Genomic DNA, 22,074 nt, shown 5'->3' with positions numbered 1-22,074 from the left:
CTGGCTCCGTATCGCCGGTCTGGGGTCAGGGGCAATTGTCGATCCGGATCGTCGTGAAGTCGATGTGCGGAAGGTAGTCCGCCTCGCCCACGCCGTGTCCGATCACGTTCCCTGAACAGCCCGCTCCGTCGAGGATGGTGAACTCCGCCTGGCCTGTCCGGTTCCCGGCGGCGACGTTGTTGACGTCGGTATGGATCGAAGGGGCGACGCAGCTTCCGCTGGACAGCCCGTCCCTGAAACTGGAGGCGCCGCGCGACTGGACCCGCAGGGTGCAGGTGGCCAACGGGGCAGGCATGGCGGTCGAGGTGCCGACCGTGAGGGCCAGTGCGAGCGAACCGCCTGCCGTGGCAAGCCGCACGATCTTCCGGGAGATGGACGACACGATTACCTCCGAAGAGCGATGTACCGGACCGTGCTGAGGGTTCGGGAGCAGCGGGGAGGACGGCTACGGGCAGACATCCATCCTCACGGACCCGAAGTGGAGCGGCTCCCCGGGAGGCGAGAATCTTCTGAATCCGTTGCCGAGGGCTACGGGGTCACCCGTGCAGTTGTCCGAGGGGTAGAAGCTCCACGCTGCGCTGAGGGGATCGGAGCTCACCCAGTCGGCCCCGTCATGCGAGGTGGCACGGCAAGAACCGGCGGTCATACCGGGATCCACCCACTCGACGCCGCCGGCCATCCAGCTGAGCGTGCAGCCGACGAGCGCGGAGGGACTGGCGGTGGACGTACTCAACACCACGGCAAACAACGCTGATCCGGTGACGGCTACCGAACGTGAGATTCGCGGGCTCCACAGTGACACGTCGGCCACGACACCCCCTGGATGCTCCTCGGGACGCACGATGAGTGCGCTTGGGGAAACCCTCCAATAGGGCGACATTCGACACAATCACCCACAAGAGTGGGTCAGCGTTCTTTCCTGGGCGCTCAGCGGGCCCGAGTCCTGGGCGGCTTCCTTGACTGGAGGATCCAGGAGGGCCTGTGGACCGACGCGGCCTCGTCATCGCATCGCTGGGCACACTCGCCGCCACCGGCGCCCACTGGGCTGCGACCACCCCCGATGCGGTGCCGCCCGCGCCGAGCCTCTACCAGGGGCGACCGCTTGGTGCGCTGCGACAACGGCGTGCTGTTCGATGTTGCGGGCCACGTTGAGGTCCCGGTCGATGGACAGCGTGCAGGTGGTGGGCCGTTCCGCCGCGAAGCGCCGACGTCATGTTGAGCCTCATCTTGTTCTTCAGTGATCTGTGACACGAAAACCTGTTGTTGCGCGGCCGTTGGTGCAGCTCAAACGTACGTACTCGGAGAGATCCTGAGGGTTGGTCAGCGCAGTCCCGAGACAGTGGGAAGGCTGTCGCATGCCGGGGACCAGAGCATTGGGACGCGGGCGCACATTGAATCGGGGACATCCCATACGTTTGCCGGCCGGGACCTGCCGGAAAAGGGGTGTGCCAACCGTCGGCAGTAGACCCGGCGATGTGGTACCGCCGTTGGCCTACAACGACGACGGTAGCCCGAAGACCTAGGCCAAACCTGGGGGTTGACGACGCCACCGATCGGCTTCTTCTAAGGTCTTCGGCAGTCGTCGGTCGCGGGATCACTGCCGGCCGAGCTGGGCTTCCAGCGGGGGCGACACACTGCGCCGCGTGCGCCTCGGACGAACGAACGGGTCGTGCGCACGAGGGGAGGCTCGCAATGACGTATGCGACGGTAACCGCGCAATGCCTGGTGGGCATCGTCTTCGCTGTCTCCGCGGTGGCGAAGGTGCGCAAGCGCAGCGCCTTCGCGGCGTTCGAGCAGTCCGTTTCCCTTGTCACCTCGAACCTGGGGCAGCGGTCGCCACGCGCACTTCGCACGCTCGCGCTGCTCACCGTGGCCGCGGAATTCTGCGTGCCGGTGCTCCTGCCGGCCCCGGTGACGGCTCCCGCCGGGTGCCTGCTCGCTGCCGCGCTGCTGATGGTGTTCTGCGCCGCCATCGCCGGGGCGTTGCGCCGGGATGTCGAGGCACGCTGCTCCTGTTTCGGCGCCGCGGGCGCCGAGCTGGGGTGGCGTCACGTGGTGCGCAACGGTCTGTTGGTGGTGATCGCGGTCATCGGTGCCACCGGACCGGCCCGGGATGCGACGCGGCCGGTATCAGGACTGGCTGTCGCATTGGTCGTGGCAGCTGTCGGCGCCGGGTTGTTCGTACGGTTCGACGACCTTGTGGACGTCATGCTCGCGCCGTCCGGCGCGGGTCGGGCCGAGCCCGATTTCGATCGATGAGGAGTGCCAGGGATGCCCGTACTCACCGCGGCGGTGGTCGTGCTCACCGTCTTGTGCCTGCTCAACCTGACCATCACGCTCGGTGTGGTCCGCAGGTTGCGTGAACAGTCCGCGCAGCGACCAGGACATGACGAGGAGACGCCGGAGAGCGGCCGGTTGCAGCCCGGCACCGAGATCGCCGAATTCAGTGTCAGCGCGACGGACGGCACCGTGCTGTCGCGGGCCGGCCTTGAGGACACCACCCTGATCGGTGTCTTCTCGCCCGAGTGCCCGCCGTGCGTGGATGCGGTGCCGGAGTTCGTCGCGTACGCGCGCGCCATGTCCGGCGGCCGCGAACGTGCGCTTGCCCGCGTACTGGCCAAGGGCGAGGCGGGCGCAGGCATGGTCGACCAGCTGCTCGACGTCGCCGCTGTCGTCAAAGGGGCCGACGCGGACACGGTGATGGCGGCCCTGGCCGCCCGCGCGCTGCCCACCGTCTACCTGGTGGACCGCCACGGCAAGGTGCTCGCGTCCGGCAGCAGGGCGACGCGCCTGCCGCTTCCGTCCGCGGTGTGACACGGCGATGGGACATTCGTCTCCAGGCGGCGCCTCGCAGCGGCGGGTGCGGGGCGTTCGTGTCGCGCTGGTGATGGCCAGGAAGGCGGCACCGGCCGCGACGGTCGGGTGTGCCCTGGCACGATGTACGGCCGGCTTCGTCCCGGTGGTCGCTGCCTGGCTGACGAAACTGGTCCTCGACCACCTGGTCGAGCCGGGCAAGGGGTATGCCGCGATGCCGTGGCTTGCCGCGGGGCTGGCGGCCACCGGCGTCATGGGCGCGGCTCTGCCACGCGTGACGGGGTATCTCACGGCTGAGCTCGAACGACGGGTGGGACTGCTCGCGACGGACCGGCTGTACCAGGCCGTCGCGCGCTTCAGCGGCCTCTCCCGCTTCGAAGAGCCGGCTTTCCTGAACCGCCTACGACTGGCGCAACAAGCAGGTGGACGGACCCCGGCCCAAGCCGTCAACGGCACCTTCGCCCTGGCGCAATACGCCATCAGCGTTGCCGGACTGTTCGCCTCACTGATCGTGCTCAGCCCGGTCATGGCGGCGGTGGTCGTCGCCGCGGCCCTCCCGGCTCTGGCAGCGCAACTGGCGCTCAGCCGCCGCCGGGCGCGCACCATCTGGGGGGTGGGCGTGATCGAGCGCCGGGAGATGTTCTACGCCGGGCTGCTGACCAGCGTTCAAGCCGCCGCGGAGACCCGGCTGTTCGGTTCGGGGAAGTTTCTGCACGGCCGGATGATGGCGGAGCGGACGGCCGCGAACTCCGCCCGGCGCGCCCTGGACCGCCGAGAACTGCTGATCCAGGTCGTCCTCGCGGTGTTCAGCGCTACCGTCGCCGGTGCGGGGCTCGTATGGGCGATCCACCAGGCTGCCCGGGGAGCGCTGACCGTAGGCGACTTGTCACTGTTCCTCGCGACGGTGGCGGGAGTCCAGTCGGGACTGAGCGCGATGGTCAACGAAGCGGCTCTGCTCCATCAGCAGTTGCTGCTGTTCAAGCACTATCTGGCCGTGCACAACGCCGACGACGACCTTCCCGCACCCGTCACGCCACATTCCGTGCCGCCCTTGAGGGAAGGCATCGAACTGCGTGACGTGTGGTTCCGTTACAGCGACGAACACCCGTGGGTACTGCGCGGACTCAACCTGTTCATCCCGGCCGCAGGCACCACCGCGCTGGTGGGGAGCAACGGTTGCGGCAAGTCGACCGTGGTCAAGTTGGTCACCAGGCTCTACGACCCGACTCGCGGGGCCATCTACTGGGACGGCGTCAACGTCCGCAACCTGCCGGCCGCCGAACTGCGCCGGCGTATCAGCACGGTGTTCCAGGACTTCATGTGCTACGACCTGACCGCCGCCGAGAACATCGTGCTGGCCGACGTGGGTGCGGAGCGGACGCGACTGGGCACCGCGGCGCGCGACGCAGGCATCGACGCCGCCCTCACCGCCCTGCCCGACGGCTACGACACGCTGCTCAGCCGTACCTACTTCAGCGGAGCCGACGACGACTCGACCACGGGCGTGGTGCTGTCCGGTGGCCAGTGGCAGCGCCTGGCCGTGGCCCGGGCGTTCCTGCGGGCCGAACGCGACGTGTTCATCCTCGACGAGCCGAGCGCAAGTCTGGACGCCGCGGCCGAGCGCGAGATCCAGGAACGGCTGGCCGACCTGTCCCACGGCCGCACCACCCTCATGATCTCGCACCGGCTCGGGACGCTCCGCACGGCCGACCAGATCGTGGTGCTCGCCGACGGCCAGATCGCCGAGCAGGGCGACCACGTATCGCTGATGGCGGACGAAGGCATCTACGCAAGGTTGTTCAGACTCCAAGCCAAAGGCTACGCCGAGCCCGGCCTGCGCTCCGGCGATGCCTTGAACGGGGACGCGACGCGCCCTGCGCGGCCGCGCTCTTCGATCCACCTGACATGAGGAAGAGAGGAGGTGAGGACATGTCACTAACGATGGGCACAGTCAGCGACCGGCTCCTGGGCACGCTTGCGCCCAAGGCCAAGGGGGAGGCCTGGTGGTCCGGCAGGTGTTTCTGCTTCGACCAGAACCAGTACAAGTATTGGTGCTGGTACAACGGCTGCTGCGATGTGGATTGCGACTGCCGGGTCTACTGCTTCGGCTGCTGCCTGTAGTGAAGCGACACCCCCCCCGGTGTGCGGCTGCCCACTGCTGCCGCACACCGGGGGCACCCCGGCACATGCTGGAGGGAGACGTGATGCCGGCAGCGGCCGCAGGCCTGGTGGAGATCCCGATAGCGGCAATGACGGCGGCTGTGTGCGTCGCCGCTCTACGGGCACGTCTGCGCTACCTCACCGTCGACGTCGTCGGCATCAGCATGGAGCCGGCGCTGCGCTACGGCGACCGGCTCCTGGTCCGCCGCATACCGCTGCGGCGGCTGCGAACCGGTGACGTGGTCGTGGTCGCCCTGCCCGGCCCCGACTCACCCGTTGGGCCCGACGGACGGCGAGGCGGACCGGCCGGGTCGGACTGGATGGTCAAACGTGTGGCAGCCCTGCCCGGGGATCCGGTCCCGGACGAACTCGCCCAGATCCTGGGCGAACACACCCCAGCGAGCGTCCCAGCACGAAGCCTGGTGGTTCTGGGCGACAACCGAGGCCACAGCCACGACTCCCGGCACTGCGGCTTCATCCCGGCCCACTGGCTCGTCGGCGTCGCGGTGCGCAACCCCTCCCGATCGGCATGGTGAGTGGCCGGGCTGCTGGGCGATGACCCCATCGCCGAGCCGACGTACTCTTCGCGATGCTCCGCGACGGCGGGACGCCGTCGCGCATCCGGCTTGGCGGAGCGGGCGCGCGGGGGCGGTCGGGGTCCACTCCGACACGTGACGTCCATCACATCAGATCCGGAATAATCACTACCGCTCTTTGCGCAAACGGTAGTTGATTGCGTGCCTAAAGGCACGACGCACAGGTCGGCGGCACATGTTGAACGCAAGACCGGGGCCGGACTCGTTCATTTGGGGCGAGAGTGAACTCCCGAGCGAACGTCTTGTGACTGACCAGTAGCTTTGCGTCGAAGATTTGTTGTCGTTCACCTCAACGATTCGGTGGTCCTGCCCGCTTTGCTGTTCCGCAAGAGCAACGACGCTCAGGCACCGGGCGGGGATGCCCAGGGGGCTGGTGCCGCACCAGAACGCGAACGAAAAGGACTACAACCACCGTGAAGTCAGACGTTGTCAGCCTCGTGCTGGCCATAGCCGCCTCCGCGCGCGCGTTCGCGCCGGATGCGCGGTGTCTGCTGCGGCGCCTGCTCAGCGCCGGCGTCCGGATCGGAGCCTCAACCCTTGTCGGCCAGCACCCCCGCCCTGCGGTGCGCCATGACGCCCCCGTGTGGGACGAAGGAGCCGACAGTGAGTGAGAGCTCTTCCCCGGAGCCGGGCGAGCGGGCGATAACGGAACTGATCAACGCCATGCCACTGCCGTTCCGCGCCTTCCACACGGGCTTCCACCGCCCCTACTACGAGTACGCCCGCATCCAGCTGGGCAACGACCGCGACGCGAACGAGCTCGTCCAAGGCACCTTCCTCTACCTGGCGATCAACTGGCAGCACTGCACCGAGCAGCCCGACTTCCACTCCTACGCCTGGGCTCTGCACAAGGAGCGCGTCGCCACCGAGCTGATGATGCAGGGCCGGCCCGCGGCCGGACCCCAGACGATGGTGTTCGAGCGGGCCGTCCGGGCGGCAACCGACGTCGTCATAGAGACCTTCCGTGCTCGCTTCAACGCCCAACTCGACGAACTGGAGCACACCATCGGTCTCTACGCGGCCATGGCTCGCCTGCCTGAGAGGCAGTTTGATGTGATGGTCCTCAACTACGCGCTCGGCTTCACCACCAAGCGCACCGCGCTGACCATGGGCATCACTCCGGAGACGGTGCGCACCCTGCGCTGCAAAGCCAAGCGGCGGCTCGCGGCGGAGCTCGGCTTCGACACGAAAGACGACGATGAGTGAGGAACCCATGCCCGCCCAGCCGCGCAGTATCGATGACGCCCTCGCCCGCATCCGGGTCTTCGAGGGCGACTACACACCCGCCCACCTGGAAGCCTCGCGCGCCCGCCTGGCGCGGGACCTCACCGAGCTCTCGTGGATGGGCCTGCTGATGGCCGACCATAGCCGCGGAGCACGCCGCCGAACACCCACCGCCTTGCACGAGCAAGCCGCCCACCGGCTGTGGGAGCTGTCGCAGAACGTCATCACCGACACCGAAGCCGCCTGCCGCCTCGGCAAGTTCCACGCCGACCGCGACCCCGGCGGCGCCCTCGCCTTCGCCTGTCTGCTCGATCTCGCCGGGCAGGAGGAAGGTGCTCAGTTCTGGTGGCTGTTCGCCGCCGGAGCCGGCAACTCGACCAGCGCGCTGTGCCTGTACTTCCTGCACCTGCGCCGCGGGGAGCTCCGCGACGCCGACTTCTGGGCAACCCAACTGGCCGTCCTCGACGGAGAAATCGGCCAGTACACCCCCGTCGGGCACATCGTCATCACCCCCGGCGCCCCAGGAGCCGGCATCACCATGCGTTTCGAGGCCCCCGGCGACGACGCCTTCGTCCCCGACGACGCCGTCAAGGACGCCGTCCAGCACCTGGACGTGGAAGGCGACGACGAACTCGGCAGTATCCCCCAGCCGAACGCCGCCCTCGCCCACCAACTCGAAGACCTCCTCACCAGCGCCCGCTGAACCGGACCGGCCGGTACCCACCCGACCGGGCACCGGCCCGCGCGCCACCGGCAGAACAGCGAGTGTGGCCCCGACCGCGGAGTGGTTGGGGCCACAGCACATTTCAAGCTAGTGCTATGACCGCATTGGTTCACCGGCATGCCGGAGTGATCAGTCCTGTGGCCGTGGTCGGACACCGTCGCGTGTGGATAATGCCTCCCGTGACTTCAGATATAGACCGCCCGAGATGGTGGTCCGCGCTTCGAGGCTTCCTGCTCTTCTTCGTGTGTGGCGGGCTTGGCTCCTTCGTCTATGGGGTGATTCGGCATCGCCCGGTCGACGGGATGCCGTGGGGCGGGCTGCTATTCGCTGCGATCATCTGTGCGATGCTCAGCGCCCTGATCCCGGGGCGACGGCACCGCTGAAGTCCCTCTCACGCGAGGGAACGCGTTCAGGCCACGTCAGCCAGGGGCCGCCCGACCCAGCGCAGTCTTTTCTCTTCGCCCAGCGCAGGATCTTCTTGCCGTTGTGGGCGGAGAGATTGTCGATACGCCGTGGGTGCGCTTGTCGGTCGCCGGCAGCCGGTCTGCTCGGCCCAGCAGTTGCCGGCAGTGGGACGGATGCCGGGCGGCCCGAACTCGTCGAACGCGAACGTCCGGTCCGGGAAGCGGTCCAGGACGTGCTCGATCCGGTCGAGTTCGGAGTCGTACTCCAGGTCGGTGGACTCCTTCCATGTCTTGGTTCGCTGGAAGGTGACGCCGCGTCGGGCGAGCAGGCAGCGCAGGGCTTCGCGGCCGATTCGAATCACCCGGCCGTGCGCCGTGCGCAGGTAGACGAGGAGTTTGCGGATGGACCAGCGGGTGAAGGGCTGGCCGAGCTTGGTCGGGCGGGTGGTGGCCGTCTTGATGACGAAGTCCTCGTCGTCAGGGCTGAGAAGGCGGGGACGGCCTCCCCCCCTCCCCCCGCCGAGGGTCCAAGCAGGCCAGGCCAATCTCGTTGAACCGGTGGATGACATCCCGCACGGTGTCCTCGTCCGCCTGGACCAGCTGACCGATGCCCGGGACCCGGTTGCCGCCAACCGAGTCCATCAGCATCATCGCCCGCCGGTAGCGCACCGTGTTCGTGCTGCCCCGACGCACGATCCTCTGCAACTGCTGGCCTTCTTGGTCCGTGAGCCTGCGGACCCTGACCGGCTCTGCCATCGCGCCCCTCCCAAGCTGAACGTCTCGCGACATCCAACCGGCCGAGTGCGCGCCAGCGCCAACCCGGCGAACCTGTGCGGGTCACAGCACGAGGTGACAACGCTTTGGAGGTAGAGCCCCTGCAGGCGAAAGGGGGTGCGCGGGCGACGATGGGCGAGGACGTTCAGTCGGTGGAAGAGACCATGCGGCGGTTCGCCGACGACGTCGGGGTGAACGTCTCCAGCATCATGAACTACCGCTATACCGCTGCCCGTTGGCCGCCCGAGCACCGGTCAAGGGTTGCTCCCTGGACATCCACCGGATCCTGATCGGGCATCCGGACCGGTTCGAGATCATCCGCAACCTGCCGTTCAATCACGGCTACGGCACGAAGCGGTGGGCCCACGTCGGACAACCGGGCCAGGCAGTCGGTCGACCACGCGCGGGTCCAGCGCGGCCGCCAGGCCCGCGAAGGGGGCACGTTCGGCCTCCCCCGGATCAATGTCCGCACCCAGGCCCACGCCAGGCTCCTGCCCGGGGTGCGCAAGTCGGGCTGGTGACCTGGATCCGGCCCTCGGCGGGTGCCCGCCGAGGGCCGGATCGAGGTGTACACAGGGTGCCCCTCCGACAAGCGCGAGGGACCGGAATCCGACCTTCCCGACACAGTTCCGGCCAAAGGGAAGCCGGAAAACGCGGTATCCCCGCTCCATGCGGGAGCTTGTTGTACGCGGGCAGCCCGATGGCCTGCGCGGGGGGAACGATGCCGTACGACCTGGTACCGGGGACGTTCGTCGCCAGGGAGCAGGAGCGGAAACAGGTGCTGGGGGCCGTCCTGGCCAGGAAAGGGGCCGCGGTCGTCGGGCCCGCCGGTGTCGGCAGGACGGCCCTGCTCACGGCCGTCACCGCACAACTCGGCGTCTCGCGCTTCGAAGTCGTCTGGACGGCCGCCACCGAGGCGAGCCGCCAGCTTCCGTTCGGGGTCTTCCGCGGGCTGCTCGGGGTCGGCGGACGCCTCGACCACGGCCAGGCGTACGGTCTGCTGCGCACCGAGCTCGCCCGCCGCGCGGGCCGGCGCACCCCGGTGCTGGTCATCGACGACGTCCACCACCTCGACGACGCCTCCGCCGCCCTGACGCTGAGCCTGGCCGGTGACGGGAATCTGCGCCTCGTCGTCTCCGCGCAGTCGGGGCTGCCCGCCTCCGACGCCGTGGTCGCGCTCTGGAAGGACAGCTATCTGGAGCGCTTCGACATCGCGCCGTTCGGCCTCGCCGACACGGGCCGGCTCGTGCACGCGCTGATGGAAGGCGCCGGCGCCCGGCCCACGGTCGACCTGCTCCACCAATGGACCGGCGGGAATCCGCTCTTTCTCACCGAACTGGTCCGCCACGGCCGTGCCACGCGCCGCCTGGTCAGCGGGGGCGGCGTGTGGTGGTGGCGGGGTCCGCTGACCGTGCCGCCCCGGCTGGCCGAGCTGTTCGAGCGCGAGCTGCGCGGGCTCGACCCGCGCCACCAGGACGCCCTGGCGGCGGTCGCCCTGGGCGAGCCGCTCTCCCTGCCCGTGCTGGAGGCAGTCGCCCCGGACGTCGTGGAGAGCCTGGAGGAGCAGGGCCTGCTGTGCACGGTGGAGACCGGCGGGCAGATCCTGGTCCGGCTCGGCCAGCCGATGCTGGGCGCGGCGCTGCGTCACCGACTGCCCCGGCTGCGGCGCCGACGGCTCGCCGCGGCCCTGCTCGACGCCTGCACCCCCAGCGGCCCCGACCCGGTGACCCGGGCCCGCTGGCAGCTCGACGCCCACGGCCCGGTCGACTCGGCGCTGCTGATCCGGGCCGCGGAAACGATTTGCCGCCAAGACCCCGAGCTGGCCTGCCGCTTCGCTCTCCGGGCGCTCGAACGCTCCAGCGCCGCCGCCGTACCGCTGGCGCACGCACTGGTCGAGCTCGGGGACGCCGCGCAGGCCCGCAAGGTGCTGGAGCGGACGCGTGAGGCGGCGACCACACCCAGCGGCCGGCTGCGGCTCGCCACGGCACTCGCCGCCCACCGCTGCTGGGCCGACCGCGACCCGGCGGGCGCCGCCGACGAACTCGTCGCCCTGCGCGCCGAGACGACGGCGCCCACCGCACAGGCCGCGCTGGACGGCGTCCATGCCCTGGTCCTGCTCTTCGGCGGCCGCACCGGCGCGGCGGCGCGGCTGGCCGAGCGGGTCCTGCACGAGGCCTCCCACGGACCGGGAGTGGCCGCCGCCCGTCTGGCGCTCGCCGCCTCCCTCGCCCTCACCGGGCGTACGGCGGACGCCGCGACACTGGCCGAGGACCCGTCCCCGGACCGGGCCCTGCCGTCCTACCTGCCCGATCTCGCCCCCTCGCTGCGCGCCTTCGCGCAGCTGTGGCCCGCCTCCGACCTGTGCAGACCCATCGGCCGCCGGGCGGTCCAAGGCGTGGCGCCCGGCGGGGAGGGGGCGCTGCTCGGCGGCTACCTCCAGTGGGTGCGCGGCCGCCGTACGGACGCGATGGCACAGCTGCGCGAGGCGGTTGTCCAACAGGCCGGCGGCCCGCGCCTGTTCCTGACCGAGGCTTCCAGCTGGCTCGCCGTCTGCCTGGCCGAGGAGCAGCGCCCCGACTGCGCCCAGCAGGCCATCGCCCCCTGCTGGGCGGACCGGGTGGCGGTGGTTCCCGGCCAGGTTCACCGGGCGGCCGCGGTGATCGCGGCCGCGCGCGGCGACTCGGCGGGCGCGGCGGGCTCGATGCGGGCCGCCGTGGACGCGGCGCGGGAGGCCGGGTGCTGGGCGGTGGAGGCCGAGTACCTGACCTGTGCGGCGTGGCTGGACCCCGCCGGACCGCCACCCGCCGTCCTCGACCGGCTGGCCGAGGTCGTCCGCCACGTCGACGCGCCCCGGCTCGTCACGGGCGCGGAGGCCGTGCTCGCCCTGGCCCGCGGCGCCGGTACGGAACTGCTCGACCACGCCGTACGCCTCGACGCGCTCGGCCTGAGCACGCAGGCGTGGCGGCTCGCGGAGCGCGCGGCCGCCACGCTCCAGCAGCAGGGCGGCAGCCGCCGGGGCGACGCCGTGGTGCTGGTGGGCCGGCTGCGCGAGCGGCTCGGGGTGGCTCCGCCGCCCGCCCAGCCGGTCGCGCTCACCACCCGCGAGGTGGAGATCGCCTCACTGGCCGCCGGTGGCCTGTCCGACCGGGCGATCTCCCACCGGCTCGCGGTGTCCGTCCGTACCGTCGAGAGCCACCTCACCCGGATCTACCGCAAGCTCGGCGTGCACTCCCGCCGCGACCTGCCGCCCGTGCTGCGCGGCTGAGGCGGCGGGGGCCGAGGTGTACGCGGCGGCGTGGAGCGCGTACATGTCCGCGTAGCGGCCGCCACGCGCCAACAGGCCCGTGTGCGTGCCCTGTTCGACGATCCGGCCGTTGTCCAGGACGACGATCAGGTCCGCCTCGCGCACGGTGGTGAACCGGTGCGACACGATCACGGTGATCGTCGCCGGGCCGGACACGCCCGCCCGCAGATACGTGCCGAGCAACTCGGCCTCGCTGTCCGGGTCGAGGCTGGCGGCGGGCTCGTCGAGGAGGACGAGGGCGGGCCGGGTCCGCATCCGGGCGCGGGCCAGCGCCAGCTTCTGCCACTGTCCCGCCGACAGGTCCGTGCCGTCGGGGAAAGTCCGGCCGAGCTGGGTGTCAAGACCCCGGCTCAGCCCCGCCACCACGTCGGCGGCCCCCGCCGACTCCAGGGCGGCCCACACCGCCGCCTCGTCGCCCAGAGCCCCGACCTCACCGAGCCCGACCGTCTCCCGGGCGAGCAGCTCGAACCGGCAGAAGTCCTGGAAGCAGGCCGTGATCCGCGCCGACCACTCCTGCGCGGGGATCCCGGCCAGGTCCTCGCCGCCGAACGTGATCCGCCCGGCCGACACCGGTTGCAGCCCGGCGAGCAGCGCGATCAGCGTGGACTTGCCCGCCCCGTTGTCGCCGACCACGGCGACGGTGGTCCCGGCGGACAGGGTCAGGTCGACGGGCCCGAGCGCCGGTTCCGTACGGCCGGGATACGTGAACGAGACGCCTTCCAGGACGAGTTCGCCGCCGGACTCCCGTACGTGGTCCGGCCGCGCGGTGTCCTGCCGTGCCCCGCTCCCCCGCGCGTGGTCGACCAGCCGCAGATACAGCGCGACCGTGTCGAGCGAGCGGCGCAGCCAGCCGATCAGCCAGCCGAGGCCGGTGGTCGCCCCGACCAGCCGCGTGCTCAGCAGGAGGACCAGCACCGCCTGGCCCGCCGAACCGGTTCCGTCGACCACCGCTCGCGAGATCAGATAGAGCCCTGCGATGAGCGCCGCCGCGAACACCAGCCACCCCGCCGCGACCGCGACCGCGCCCCTGGCGCGGGCCGCCTCGCGCGGGCCGCTCGCCGCGAGGAAGGCGTCCCGGTGGCGCGCCGAGAGCTCACCGGCAAGCCGGTACAGCCGCACCTCGCGGGCCGGTGCCGGGTCGGTGGCCAGCGAGAACACGGCCCTGCGGCGGCGGTCGGCCTCGGCGCCCGCCCGCTCGGCCCCGGCGACGAGGCGTGCCTGCCAGCGGTTGGCCGCGGCCAGTGGCACGATCGTCAACGGCAGCAGCGCGAGCAGCGGATGCGCGCCCGCGAGCAGGACGAGGGCGCCCAGGAACCGCGCCACCAGGTTCGCGTTCTCCACCAGCGCGGCCAGCGCGGTGCCGAACTCCCCGCGCCGCTGGCGCACCACCTCGGCGCTGTCGAGGAACTCGGGGTCCTGGTAGTGCCCGATGTGCGGCGGAGCCGAGCACAGGTTCATCAGCCTGCGGTCGAATTCGAGGCCGACGCGGTGCTGGAGCACCAGCCGCAGATCGGTGGCGATCGCGGCGGCCTGATGCACGAAGACGGTGACCCCGAGCAGCAGCAGCCCACCGCGCACCGCCTCGGTGCGGTCGTGGCCGCTCGCGCCGTCGACCATCCACTGGAGGCCCACCGCCTGGAGCGCCGCCACCACATTGAGCAGCGGGGAAAGGGTCAGGACCACCAGGGCGCGCCGGGGATCGGCCCTGACAGCGGTCCCGATCAGGAGTCGGACAGCGGCGAGGCTCTTACGCACGGCTGCTTCCTTCCCGTACGCCCTGCTCGATGAAGGGCTGCGACTGCACGCGGAACATCCGTGCGTATCGGCCTCCGGCGGCCACCAGTTCGTCGTGCGTGCCGTACTCGCCGATCCGGCCCTCCTCGACGACGGCGATGCGGTCCGCGAGGCGTACGGTGGCGAACCGGTGCGAGACGAGGACGGTGGTCAGCCCGGCGGTGATGTCCAGGAAGCGGGCGTACAACTCGTGTTCCGCCTGGACGTCGAGGTGGGCGGTGGGTTCGTCGAGGACGAGCACCCGGGCGCCGTGCCGGACCGCGTACAGGGCCCGGCTCAGCGCCAACCGCTGCCACTGCCCGCCGGACAGTTCGGTGCCGTCGGTGTAGGCACCGCTGAGCAAGGTGTCCCAGCCGCCCGGCAGTTCGGCCTCCACTCCGAGGAAGCCGCCGAGCCGGGTGGCCTCGGTGAGCGCCTCGTCGTCGGCGTCCGCCTCGATCCGGCCGAAGCCGATGTTGTCGCGTACGGAGAACGGATAGCGGACGAAGTCCTGGAAGACCACGGCGAGTTGGCGGCGCCAGTTCTCGGGGTCGTGGGCGCGCAGGTCCTGGCCGTCGACGGTGATGCGGCCGCTGTCGGGCAGATAGAGCCCGGCGAGGAGTTTGGTGAGGGTGCTCTTGCCCGCGCCGTTGTCCCCGACGATCGCCAGCGAGGAGCCGGCCGGGAGGACCAGGTCGAGGCCGTCGAGGACCTGGCCGCGGCCGCCGGGATAGGCGAAGCAGACCTTCTCGAAGCGGATCTCCCGCCGCGGCAGCCCGGCCGAGCCGAGCCGTCCCGTCTCCCCGGCCGTCTCCAGTTCACCGACCGCCATCGCGGCCGGGACCGCGGCGCTCGCCGTGTGCAGCATCCACTGGAGGTCCCCGCTGAAGCCGAGCGCGAACAGGCCGAGCAACGCCTGGAGGGCGACGGTCAGTTGCTCCACGGACCGGTCGCCGTGGGTGGCCTGGTGGACCAGCGGGAGTACTACCGCGAGGTGCGCGGCGAGGAGCAGCAGGATCGCCAGGGCGTGGCGGTGCGGGCTGACCCTGGCCCGGCGCATCTGCACCATGCCGTCCCACCAGGCCGTGGTGAACCGCTCGACCAGCCAGGAGCGCAGGCCGAACAGGCGCACCTCCTTGGCGGCGGGCGCCGTGGTGGCGACTTCGCGCAGATAGGCGGCGCGGCGCAGCTGCGCGGTCTCGCCCGCGTGCGCGGAGACCGACCGCCCGATCTCCTTCTCCTGCCAGCGCCCGGTGACCACCCAGGCGGAGCCCAGGACGACCGGCATCCACCACTGCCCGGCCCAGCCGAGCAGCACGGCCGACACCAGTCCGGTCAGCCGCAGCGGTACGAGCCCGGCGAGCGCGGTGACCGCCTGCCCCGGGGGGTGCGCGCCAAGGCCGACGGCTCGGGCGCGCTCGATGCGGTCGGCCACCTCCGCGTCGTCCAAGTGGCCGATCCGGGCCGGACGCAGGGCGCCGTCGACCGTGGTCTGGGCCGTCGCGCCGTCGAGCGCGGTACCGAGGCGCCAGGCGAGCATCGTGCGGATCGGGTCGAGCACGACGTCGAGGAAGAGCACCACGCCCAGCAGCACGAGCCCGACGGTCACACCGTGCATCGACTTGGAGGCCTCCGTCAGCGCGGCCACCAGCCGCCCGGTGGCCAGCGGCAGCAGCGCACCGCCCGCGGCCTGCCCGACGACGAGCACGCCGAGCGCGAAGGTCAGCCCCTTGGCGATCCGCGGCAACTGCCGGACCAGGAGCAGGACATCACTGACGGCCCGCTCACCATTCTTCTCGCTCTCGTTGTTGCCCCTGCTGTCGACCTTCATGACCGGTTCACCCTCCGCCGGACGGGGTTCGCCGACCCTCCCGGCCGACGGGTGCGGTGGCCGCTCCGGAACGGAAGCGGCCACCGCCTTCGCGTTAGCGACCGGTACCGACGGTCGGGGGCGGATACATCATGAGGCTCACCTCCTCCGTGCTCTGGGTCACAGAAGAGGAAGCTAGCCGCTGGACCGGGGCGGGCAGATCCGTATTCCACTACGTAACTCGAAGCCACCGCTACGCAGTTGGGGACGCGCGGGTTGCGTACGTATCCCCCGTGCGTACGTACGCGCCCGCGCGCATTGCGTACTTCGCCACGGACGACAGGCAGGCCGGGCGTTCGTAGCGTGCGGATCCGGCGACGCGTGTCGCCCCCCGCGGCCTGGAGGTACGCCCATGGACACCGTCGAGAACCCCAACGCCATCATCTGGGACGTCACGTTCGCCTGCCCGCTGCGCTGCTACCACTGCTATACGGAGTCGGGGCGGCGCCCGGCGAAGAACCTCAGCCACGACGAGATGATGCGGGTCGCGGACGCGATCCTCTCGCTGAAGCCGCAGCAGATCACCCTGTGCGGAGGTGAGCCGCTGACCATCAAACGGATCGTGGACGTCGCCCGGCACTTCGCGGACGCCGGGCTGGTGGTCTTCGTCTACACCAGCGGCTGGGCGGTGCCGACGGCGACGGTCGAGGCACTGGCCGGGACGGTGTCCAAGATCGTGGTGAGCCTCGACGGAGCGACGGCCGCGACCCACGACCGGATACGGGGGCGCGCGCGTTCCTTCGAGCGGGCGACCGGCGCGCTGGCCCGGATCGACGCGGAGGTGGGGCGCAGGCTCGCGGCGGGGCTCCCGGCGCCGCGCTTCGGCATCGACTACGTAGTGATCCGCAGCAACTTCGACGAGCTGGACCGGATGTGCGCGGAGGTGGCACCACGCTTCCCGCATCTGGAGACCCTGTACTTCGGGGCGGTGGTGCCCACTGGGCTCGCCAGCCGCCCGTCCTTCGTCGAGCACGAGCTGCTGCGCGACGAGCAGGTGGCCGAGCTGATCGCGCCCGAGACCCGGCGCCGGCTCCAGGCGGCCGCACCCGCGTCGGTCGCCGTGGAGACCACCGAGAACTTCGAGGTCCAGATGAACCCGGACTTCCTCGCACGCACCCCGACCTTCCGCCCCATGGAGATCGAGCCGGACGGCGAGGTGCGCGCCATGCCGATCTACGAGGGCACGGTGGGCAGCCTGCTCACCGAGGACCCGCTCGTGCTGTGGCGGCGCTCCCTGGCGCGCTGGGACGACCCGTACGTGGTCGACTGCCTCAACGCCATACGCACGCGCGCCGACTGGGCCGAGGCGGTGCGCCGCATCGACCTGCGGTTCGGCTCGCCCGAGGTGCTTGAGCGCATCGGGGCCCGCCCGGTCCATGTGCCGGTGGCCGGCCGGCACGGGTGAGTGCGGTCGGCCACTTCCGTGGTCAGCGGAAGTCGTCGGCGTGGTCGTCCGCCCAGCTACGGAACGAGCGTGCGGGCTTCCCGGTGATCTCCTCCACCGTGCCGGTGACCAGGTCCGACCGCGACCGCTTCTCGGCGCTCGCCAGCAGGGCCTCCACCAGGGCGGGCGGTCGGCCGTCCGCGAGCATCCGCTCCCGGGCGACCTGCACGGGCACCTCCTCGAAACGCAGCGGGCGTCCGATCGCCTCGCCGATCGCCCGTACCTGCTCGGCCCTGCTCACGACCTCCGGGCCGGTCAGGACGTGCTTCACCGCCACCTGCCGGGGATCGGCCAGCACCCGTACCGCCACCGCCGCGACATCGCGCTCGTGGACCACGGCGGTGGGCGCGATGTCGGGGCCGCGCACCACACCGGTGTCCCGGATCTGCGCGGCCCAGCCGAGCGTGTTGGAGGCGATCGTGTTCGACCGCAGGACGGCCCACTCCAGCCCGGACCCCTCGATCAAGGCCTCCATGTCGGCGTGCAGTTGGTTGATGGGGTCGCTCTGCCGGTCGGCGTCCTCGCGTACGCCCGACGACGAGAGGTAGACGATCCGGTGCGCCTGCCGTCCGATCGCCTCCAGCACGGCGGGCGCGCCCTCGGTGCTGAGGAACGGCCAGATCAGGAACACCGTGTCGATCTCCGCCAACGCCGCCTCCAGCGACTCCGGCTGCGCCAGGTCCCCCGTCGCGACCTCGGCGCCGTTCAGTGCCCCGGCCGGTTGCGGCCGACGCGTCAACGCCCGTACGCCGATCCCCTCGGCCGCGAGCTGCGCGGCCACCTCACCGCCCACGTTGCCGGTCGCGCCGGTCACCAGAATCCTGTTCATGATCAGCTCAACGGGCCGGCGCCCGGGATATTCCGCGGACACCGCCCTGCCGGGCACGGGTGCTGGTCCCGGCGGTCGTCACCGAGGTCGCGATCGGCCGCAGGCTCTCAAGCCACGGCGGTGGTACCCCAGGTGACTGCCGTATCCACGCAGGCACGCCTTGCGGGGGTGTACGGCCCGTATGCCATCTACGAAAGGTGCTGGGTAGCTGGCAATAACGGGCAGCAGGCCGGGCAGTGGCAGTCGTTCTTCTGCCTGCAGAACGGCACTGGTCAGTGGTGGCTGCTCCACAAAGCCGGCCGCATGCGCGCCGTCGACCGCGAAACCGCCCGCCAGGCCCTCGCCGACGGCGTCGCACCTGCGGCTTCTGCCGCCCGGACACCGCCCTCGGCATGACCGGCTAAGCCCGTCCGTGTGACCTCGCCGGGCTGTCGCCCGGCACGCAGTACTGGCCCCATGACCGTCCCGTCCGAGCGCTCCTCCGTTCCCGATGCCGCCGCGGTGCTGCGCGACCAGTGCTCGCCCCCGGCAAGCAACACCGATGGCAGGGCTCGCGCGCGCCGGGCGGCTCCACCATCGCCATCAACTCGCCGAGCTGGTCACTCCTGCGCGAGCCTGACCGTCGTGACCTGGGGCTCTAGGACCGCTTTGCCTTTTCGTGTCCGCGTGGGGAGAGCGTCAGCGGATTGCTCCGCTGAGGTGGCACCGATCCTGGTGGGCCGGTGTCTTCCCATTTCATTGCATCCTGCCGTCCGGCCCGGGGCCAGCTGGTCTTCTGGGTGCTCGGCGGGCGTTTGAGGTCTCCCCTCTACCAGGGGCAACCGCTTGGTGCGCTGCGGCAACGGCGGTTGAGGCCGGCTTTCTGGCGTACGCGTTTGCCGGGGCGTTCGAGGGCGCCGCGGGCGGTGCGGGTCATGCCGGCGACGTTGAGGTCCTCGATGGCGATAGTGGCGAAGCGGGTGGTCAACTGCTTGGTGACGGTTCATCAGGCCCGCGAATGCGCCCTGCCAGTGGGCCGGGTCCACGCTGTGACCTGAGGCTATCGCGTGATCTTCTGTCTTCGCACACTGATGATCAGCGGTGGCCGCACCTGTCTGCGCACCGACCTCCGACAGTGCGACCGGGCACCTCGGTTGGACACCCCCGCTGATTCAGTTGGTCAGGGGCCGACCCGAAGGGATCATGGCGAGATGACAGATCGCCACTCTTCCGCATCGCCAACCGTGGTGCGGCTCATGGAGTATACGAAGACCGAGCAGATCGAAATCCTCGGCGACGGTGCCGATCCGTTCGGCGTCGCAGACGCCGGATTGACATGGCTGCCCAAGAAAGATCATTTCGGCATCAGGCACAAGGGCCGCCTCGTAGCCCACGCCGGTCTGTTGCAACTTCCCATATCGATCGACGGCGTCGGCACACAGGTGGTGGGCGTCGGCGGGGTGGCTGTCGCTCCTGATCTGCGGGGCCACGGACTGGCGCGGTCGGTCGTATCGGCAGCCCTGGACCACGCACGGACGATGGGGCCACAGCACGGGCTTCTTTTCTGTCGACCACCGCTCGTCCCGCTCTACCAGCAACTCGGCTGGCGAACCCTTGAGCGGGACGTCCACGTCGAACAACCCGAGGGGGCCGTGATCATGCCGCTGCGGACCATGTGGACGCCACTGCGCGACGGTGCGAACTGGCCCGCTGGAGAGGTCCGCCTGCTCTCGCTCCCCATGTGATCGATAGCTTCGGTGAGGGCCGTCCCCGGCCGACGGCCCTCACCGGGCGCGATGACCGAGCACTGGATCGGCCAACTCAGGAGCCCGCTGACCAGCCGAAGCCAGCGAGATCACGATCTACGACTGGAGTACCGATACTCCAGTCGTAGATCGCGACCTGACATGGCGTCATCTGCGCTGAATCGACTGACGAGGATGATGACGACCGGGTGCATCGGCACGTTCCGGATCTACTGTTTGCCCAGCGGATGCCCCAGTTGGGGCGACTTCACGGCTGGGTGCGTCGCTCGGCGGCGTCGAACGCGGGTGCGAGCGGGGCCAGTGCTGCGCGGAGTTGGTCGGGCAGTGAGCCGGAGGGCACGACCAGTCCTCCGGCACCGAAACTCCCGGCGGCCTCTGCGCCCCCGGCCGGCTGGAGCCAGCCTTCCAATGCGATGCGAACCGCCGCGGCCACGCTCGCCGCGAGAACGCGGGCTGTGTGCGCTCCGGCGTCACCTAGGCGTTCGGCGATCACCGCCGTAAGAGGGGGCTCGATGTCGGCGGTGGTATCGAGGAACGCGTCGCGCAGCGCGGTCCGGGTGGTGATCAGCAGCAGTGCCTTGTGTTCGCGCTCACCGGTGTTGGTGAACTGCTCGACCACTGCTTCGGTGACGGCGTCAGCCAGGCGCACGCTGGCGGGCCGGGATGCGACCGCCGCCGCGATCCGCGCCTCCCGGTCCGCGGTAACAGCGGAGACGATCGCCTGCTCGCGGCTTGCGAAGTAGTTGTTGTAGGTGCGCGGCGAGACCCCGGCCGCCTCGGCGATGTCCTCGACCCGCACCTGGTCCGGTCCGCGCTCCACGGCCAGGCGCAGGGCCGCCTCGCGTAGCGCCTCGCGTGTGGCCTGCTTCTTTCGCTTCCGCAGCCCTGGTGGTGTCGTCACGGTGTCAGCGTTCCACACAGGACTGCGTGCACGCAAACTTGCGTGCACGCACTTTTCTTGTCAGCCTCGACCCGACCAGGACCGACGGAGAGGACGTCACCATGCGAGCAAGAGGAATGACCTACGACACCGGATTCGTCGTGCACGGCCAGACATCCCGCGAGCAGTTCGATCCCGCGGTGGTCCGGCGCGAACTCGCCATCATCCGCGAGGACCTGCACTGCAACGCGATCCAGATCATCGGCGGTGACCCGGAGCGGCTGGAGCTGGCCGCCGGTGCCGCTGCCGAGCTCGGCCTGGAGGTCTGGTTCTCGCCCTATCCGCTGGAGCTGTATCCGGAGCAGATCCTCACGCTTTTCCGCGACTGCGCCGAGCGAGCGGAACGGCTCCGGCAGCAGGGGGCCGCAGTCGTGTTCGTCGCAGGGGTCGAACTGAGCGTGATGAACCGCGGGTTCCTGCCCGGGGAGAGTCCCGAGGAGCGGGTCGCGCAGCTGATGAGCCGACCCGAGCGGCGGGCCGAAGCAATGTGCGAGCTCGGTGTCCGCATCAACACCTTCCTCCGCGACGCTGCGGCCACGGTCCGCGAGCACTTCCAGGGCAAGCTCACCTACGCGTCCATCCAGTTCGAGCAGGTCGACTGGACTCCCTTCGACATTGTGACGTTCGAGCTGATCCGCTCCGCCGAGGTCGCCGACCGGTTCCGGGACGCGGTGCGCACCCTGGCCCAAGACCCGAAGCCGCTCGCCATCACCGGGTTCGGCACCGCGGCCTACCGCGGCGCGGGAGACCGCGGTGGGCGGGTGCTGGAAGTGGTCGAGTACGACCCGGAGACCAAGGCTCCTGTACGGCTGAACGGCGTATACGAGCGGGACGAGGCCGGCCAGGCCGCCTATCTGAGCGAACTGCTGGAGATCTTCGAGACCGAGGGCGTGGACAGTGCGTTCGTGTTCTTGTTCGCCTTGCCTGGCTACCCGCACCGCCCGGACGGCGACCCCAGGGACGACTTGGACAGGGCCGGTCTGGGCATCGTCAAACTCCTCGAAGGGCGGCGAGGGCAGACCTACCCCGACATGGAATGGGAACCCAAGGCCGCCTTCACGGCCGTGGCGCAGCGGTATCTAAGGTGACAGGCCCCGCGCAGTATTCCGGCACGATGGGCCGGGTGGAAAACGTGATCGTCGCGGTGTACACGACGTACGCGACCAAGCGGGGCCACGCCCGGGGTAGCCACTGTCTGAGGAACACCAAGGCAATCTCACCGAGAACGAAACATGCCCAGCCCAGCAGGCCTACCCCCCCCCCCCCCCCCCCCCCCCCCCCCCCCCCCCCCCCCCCCCCCCCCCCCCCCCCCCCCCCCCCCCCCCCCCCCCCCCCCCCCCCCCCCGACCTCGGCTTCACCAAGCTGATCAGCGGCACGGTCTCCACGAAGTCCATCTCCGACATGGAGGGCTTCTCCTCGGCGAAGAAGGTGTTCGCCTCCCAGCTGTCCATCGGCTCGGTCAACCTGAAGGT

Annotated in this window: 17 protein-coding genes and 3 pseudogenes; 14 read left to right on the top strand and 6 right to left on the bottom strand. The window is 70.5% G+C overall.

What is annotated here, in order from left to right; all coding sequences use genetic code 11:
* Positions 1-25: 25 nt before the first annotated feature.
* Positions 26-382: a hypothetical protein gene (locus tag BG418_RS31360; RefSeq protein WP_188277436.1), complete on the bottom strand. Its 357-nt coding sequence runs from the start codon at positions 380-382 to the stop codon at positions 26-28.
* Between the two features lie 1,310 nt (positions 383-1,692).
* Between BG418_RS31360 and BG418_RS31355 the strand changes: the two genes are divergently transcribed.
* From BG418_RS31355 to BG418_RS31320, 8 genes are all read left to right on the top strand, one after another.
* Positions 1,693-2,259 carry a MauE/DoxX family redox-associated membrane protein gene (locus BG418_RS31355; RefSeq protein WP_188277435.1) on the top strand — a complete coding sequence of 189 codons (567 nt, stop codon included), beginning with the start codon at positions 1,693-1,695 and terminating at the stop codon, positions 2,257-2,259.
* A gap of 12 nt (positions 2,260-2,271) precedes the next feature.
* On the top strand, positions 2,272-2,814 hold the full coding sequence (locus tag BG418_RS31350; protein ID WP_188277434.1) for a hypothetical protein: 543 nt from the start codon (positions 2,272-2,274) through the stop codon (positions 2,812-2,814).
* 73 nt (positions 2,815-2,887) lie between these two features.
* Entirely contained in the window at positions 2,888-4,723 is a 1,836-nt protein-coding gene (locus BG418_RS31345) for an ABC transporter ATP-binding protein (protein ID WP_223185731.1), read from the top strand.
* A gap of 20 nt (positions 4,724-4,743) precedes the next feature.
* Positions 4,744-4,935: a hypothetical protein gene (locus BG418_RS31340; protein WP_188277432.1), complete on the top strand. Its 192-nt coding sequence runs from the start codon at positions 4,744-4,746 to the stop codon at positions 4,933-4,935.
* Positions 4,936-5,018: 83 nt separating this feature from the next.
* A complete protein-coding gene (locus BG418_RS31335; protein WP_188277431.1) occupies positions 5,019-5,510 on the top strand; it encodes a S26 family signal peptidase in 492 nt (163 codons plus the stop codon).
* 473 nt (positions 5,511-5,983) lie between these two features.
* Complete coding sequence (locus BG418_RS31330) at positions 5,984-6,181, top strand: hypothetical protein (protein ID WP_188277430.1); 198 nt, start codon at positions 5,984-5,986, stop codon at positions 6,179-6,181.
* Positions 6,174-6,776 carry a sigma-70 family RNA polymerase sigma factor gene (locus BG418_RS31325; protein WP_317453818.1) on the top strand — a complete coding sequence of 201 codons (603 nt, stop codon included), beginning with the start codon at positions 6,174-6,176 and terminating at the stop codon, positions 6,774-6,776. The genes BG418_RS31330 and BG418_RS31325 overlap by 8 nt, the downstream gene beginning before the upstream one ends.
* The gene (locus BG418_RS31320) at positions 6,769-7,497 is read left to right on the top strand and encodes a hypothetical protein (protein WP_188277429.1); all 729 of its coding nucleotides are present in this window, start codon (positions 6,769-6,771) and stop codon (positions 7,495-7,497) included. The genes BG418_RS31325 and BG418_RS31320 overlap by 8 nt, the downstream gene beginning before the upstream one ends.
* A 527-nt stretch (positions 7,498-8,024) precedes the next feature.
* Here the strand turns inward: BG418_RS31320 and BG418_RS31315 are convergent.
* Positions 8,025-8,678, bottom strand: a pseudogene (locus BG418_RS31315) (transposase); the annotation flags it as partial.
* A gap of 739 nt (positions 8,679-9,417) precedes the next feature.
* On the opposite strand from BG418_RS31315, the gene BG418_RS40635 reads away from it, so the two are divergent.
* Entirely contained in the window at positions 9,418-11,961 is a 2,544-nt protein-coding gene (locus BG418_RS40635) for a LuxR C-terminal-related transcriptional regulator (RefSeq protein WP_188277428.1), read from the top strand.
* A gap of 264 nt (positions 11,962-12,225) precedes the next feature.
* Here the strand turns inward: BG418_RS40635 and BG418_RS40185 are convergent.
* Positions 12,226-13,458: pseudogene (locus tag BG418_RS40185) on the bottom strand (ATP-binding cassette domain-containing protein); the annotation flags it as partial.
* Between the two features lie 289 nt (positions 13,459-13,747).
* Positions 13,748-15,604 carry an ABC transporter ATP-binding protein gene (locus tag BG418_RS31300; protein WP_188272351.1) on the bottom strand — a complete coding sequence of 619 codons (1,857 nt, stop codon included), beginning with the start codon at positions 15,602-15,604 and terminating at the stop codon, positions 13,748-13,750.
* Between the two features lie 391 nt (positions 15,605-15,995).
* On the opposite strand from BG418_RS31300, the gene BG418_RS31295 reads away from it, so the two are divergent.
* The gene (locus BG418_RS31295) at positions 15,996-17,048 is read left to right on the top strand and encodes a radical SAM protein (RefSeq protein WP_188272350.1); all 1,053 of its coding nucleotides are present in this window, start codon (positions 15,996-15,998) and stop codon (positions 17,046-17,048) included.
* Between the two features lie 22 nt (positions 17,049-17,070).
* Here BG418_RS31295 and BG418_RS31290 read toward each other — a convergent pair whose 3' ends face one another.
* Positions 17,071-17,916, bottom strand: a complete 846-nt coding sequence (locus BG418_RS31290; protein ID WP_188272349.1) for an NAD(P)H-binding protein — start codon at positions 17,914-17,916, stop codon at positions 17,071-17,073.
* 132 nt (positions 17,917-18,048) lie between these two features.
* On the opposite strand from BG418_RS31290, the gene BG418_RS31285 reads away from it, so the two are divergent.
* Complete coding sequence (locus tag BG418_RS31285) at positions 18,049-18,312, top strand: hypothetical protein (RefSeq protein WP_188272348.1); 264 nt, start codon at positions 18,049-18,051, stop codon at positions 18,310-18,312.
* A gap of 839 nt (positions 18,313-19,151) precedes the next feature.
* Positions 19,152-19,640: a GNAT family N-acetyltransferase gene (locus BG418_RS31280; RefSeq protein WP_223184358.1), complete on the top strand. Its 489-nt coding sequence runs from the start codon at positions 19,152-19,154 to the stop codon at positions 19,638-19,640.
* A 268-nt stretch (positions 19,641-19,908) separates the two neighbouring features.
* On the opposite strand, the gene BG418_RS31275 is transcribed toward BG418_RS31280, so the two are convergent.
* On the bottom strand, positions 19,909-20,562 hold the full coding sequence (locus tag BG418_RS31275; protein ID WP_188272346.1) for a TetR/AcrR family transcriptional regulator: 654 nt from the start codon (positions 20,560-20,562) through the stop codon (positions 19,909-19,911).
* A 116-nt stretch (positions 20,563-20,678) separates the two neighbouring features.
* Here BG418_RS31275 and BG418_RS31270 point away from each other — a divergent pair, with 116 nt between their 5' ends.
* On the top strand, positions 20,679-21,689 hold the full coding sequence (locus BG418_RS31270) for a hypothetical protein (protein WP_188272353.1): 1,011 nt from the start codon (positions 20,679-20,681) through the stop codon (positions 21,687-21,689).
* A 257-nt stretch (positions 21,690-21,946) separates the two neighbouring features.
* A pseudogene (locus BG418_RS40180) lies at positions 21,947-22,074 on the top strand (ABC transporter permease); the annotation flags it as partial.

Source organism: Streptomyces sp. CBMA152 (assembly GCF_014596475.1).
In the GTDB taxonomy this organism is placed as follows: domain Bacteria; phylum Actinomycetota; class Actinomycetes; order Streptomycetales; family Streptomycetaceae; genus Streptomyces.
This window is presented reverse-complemented; position numbering and strand designations above follow the sequence as displayed.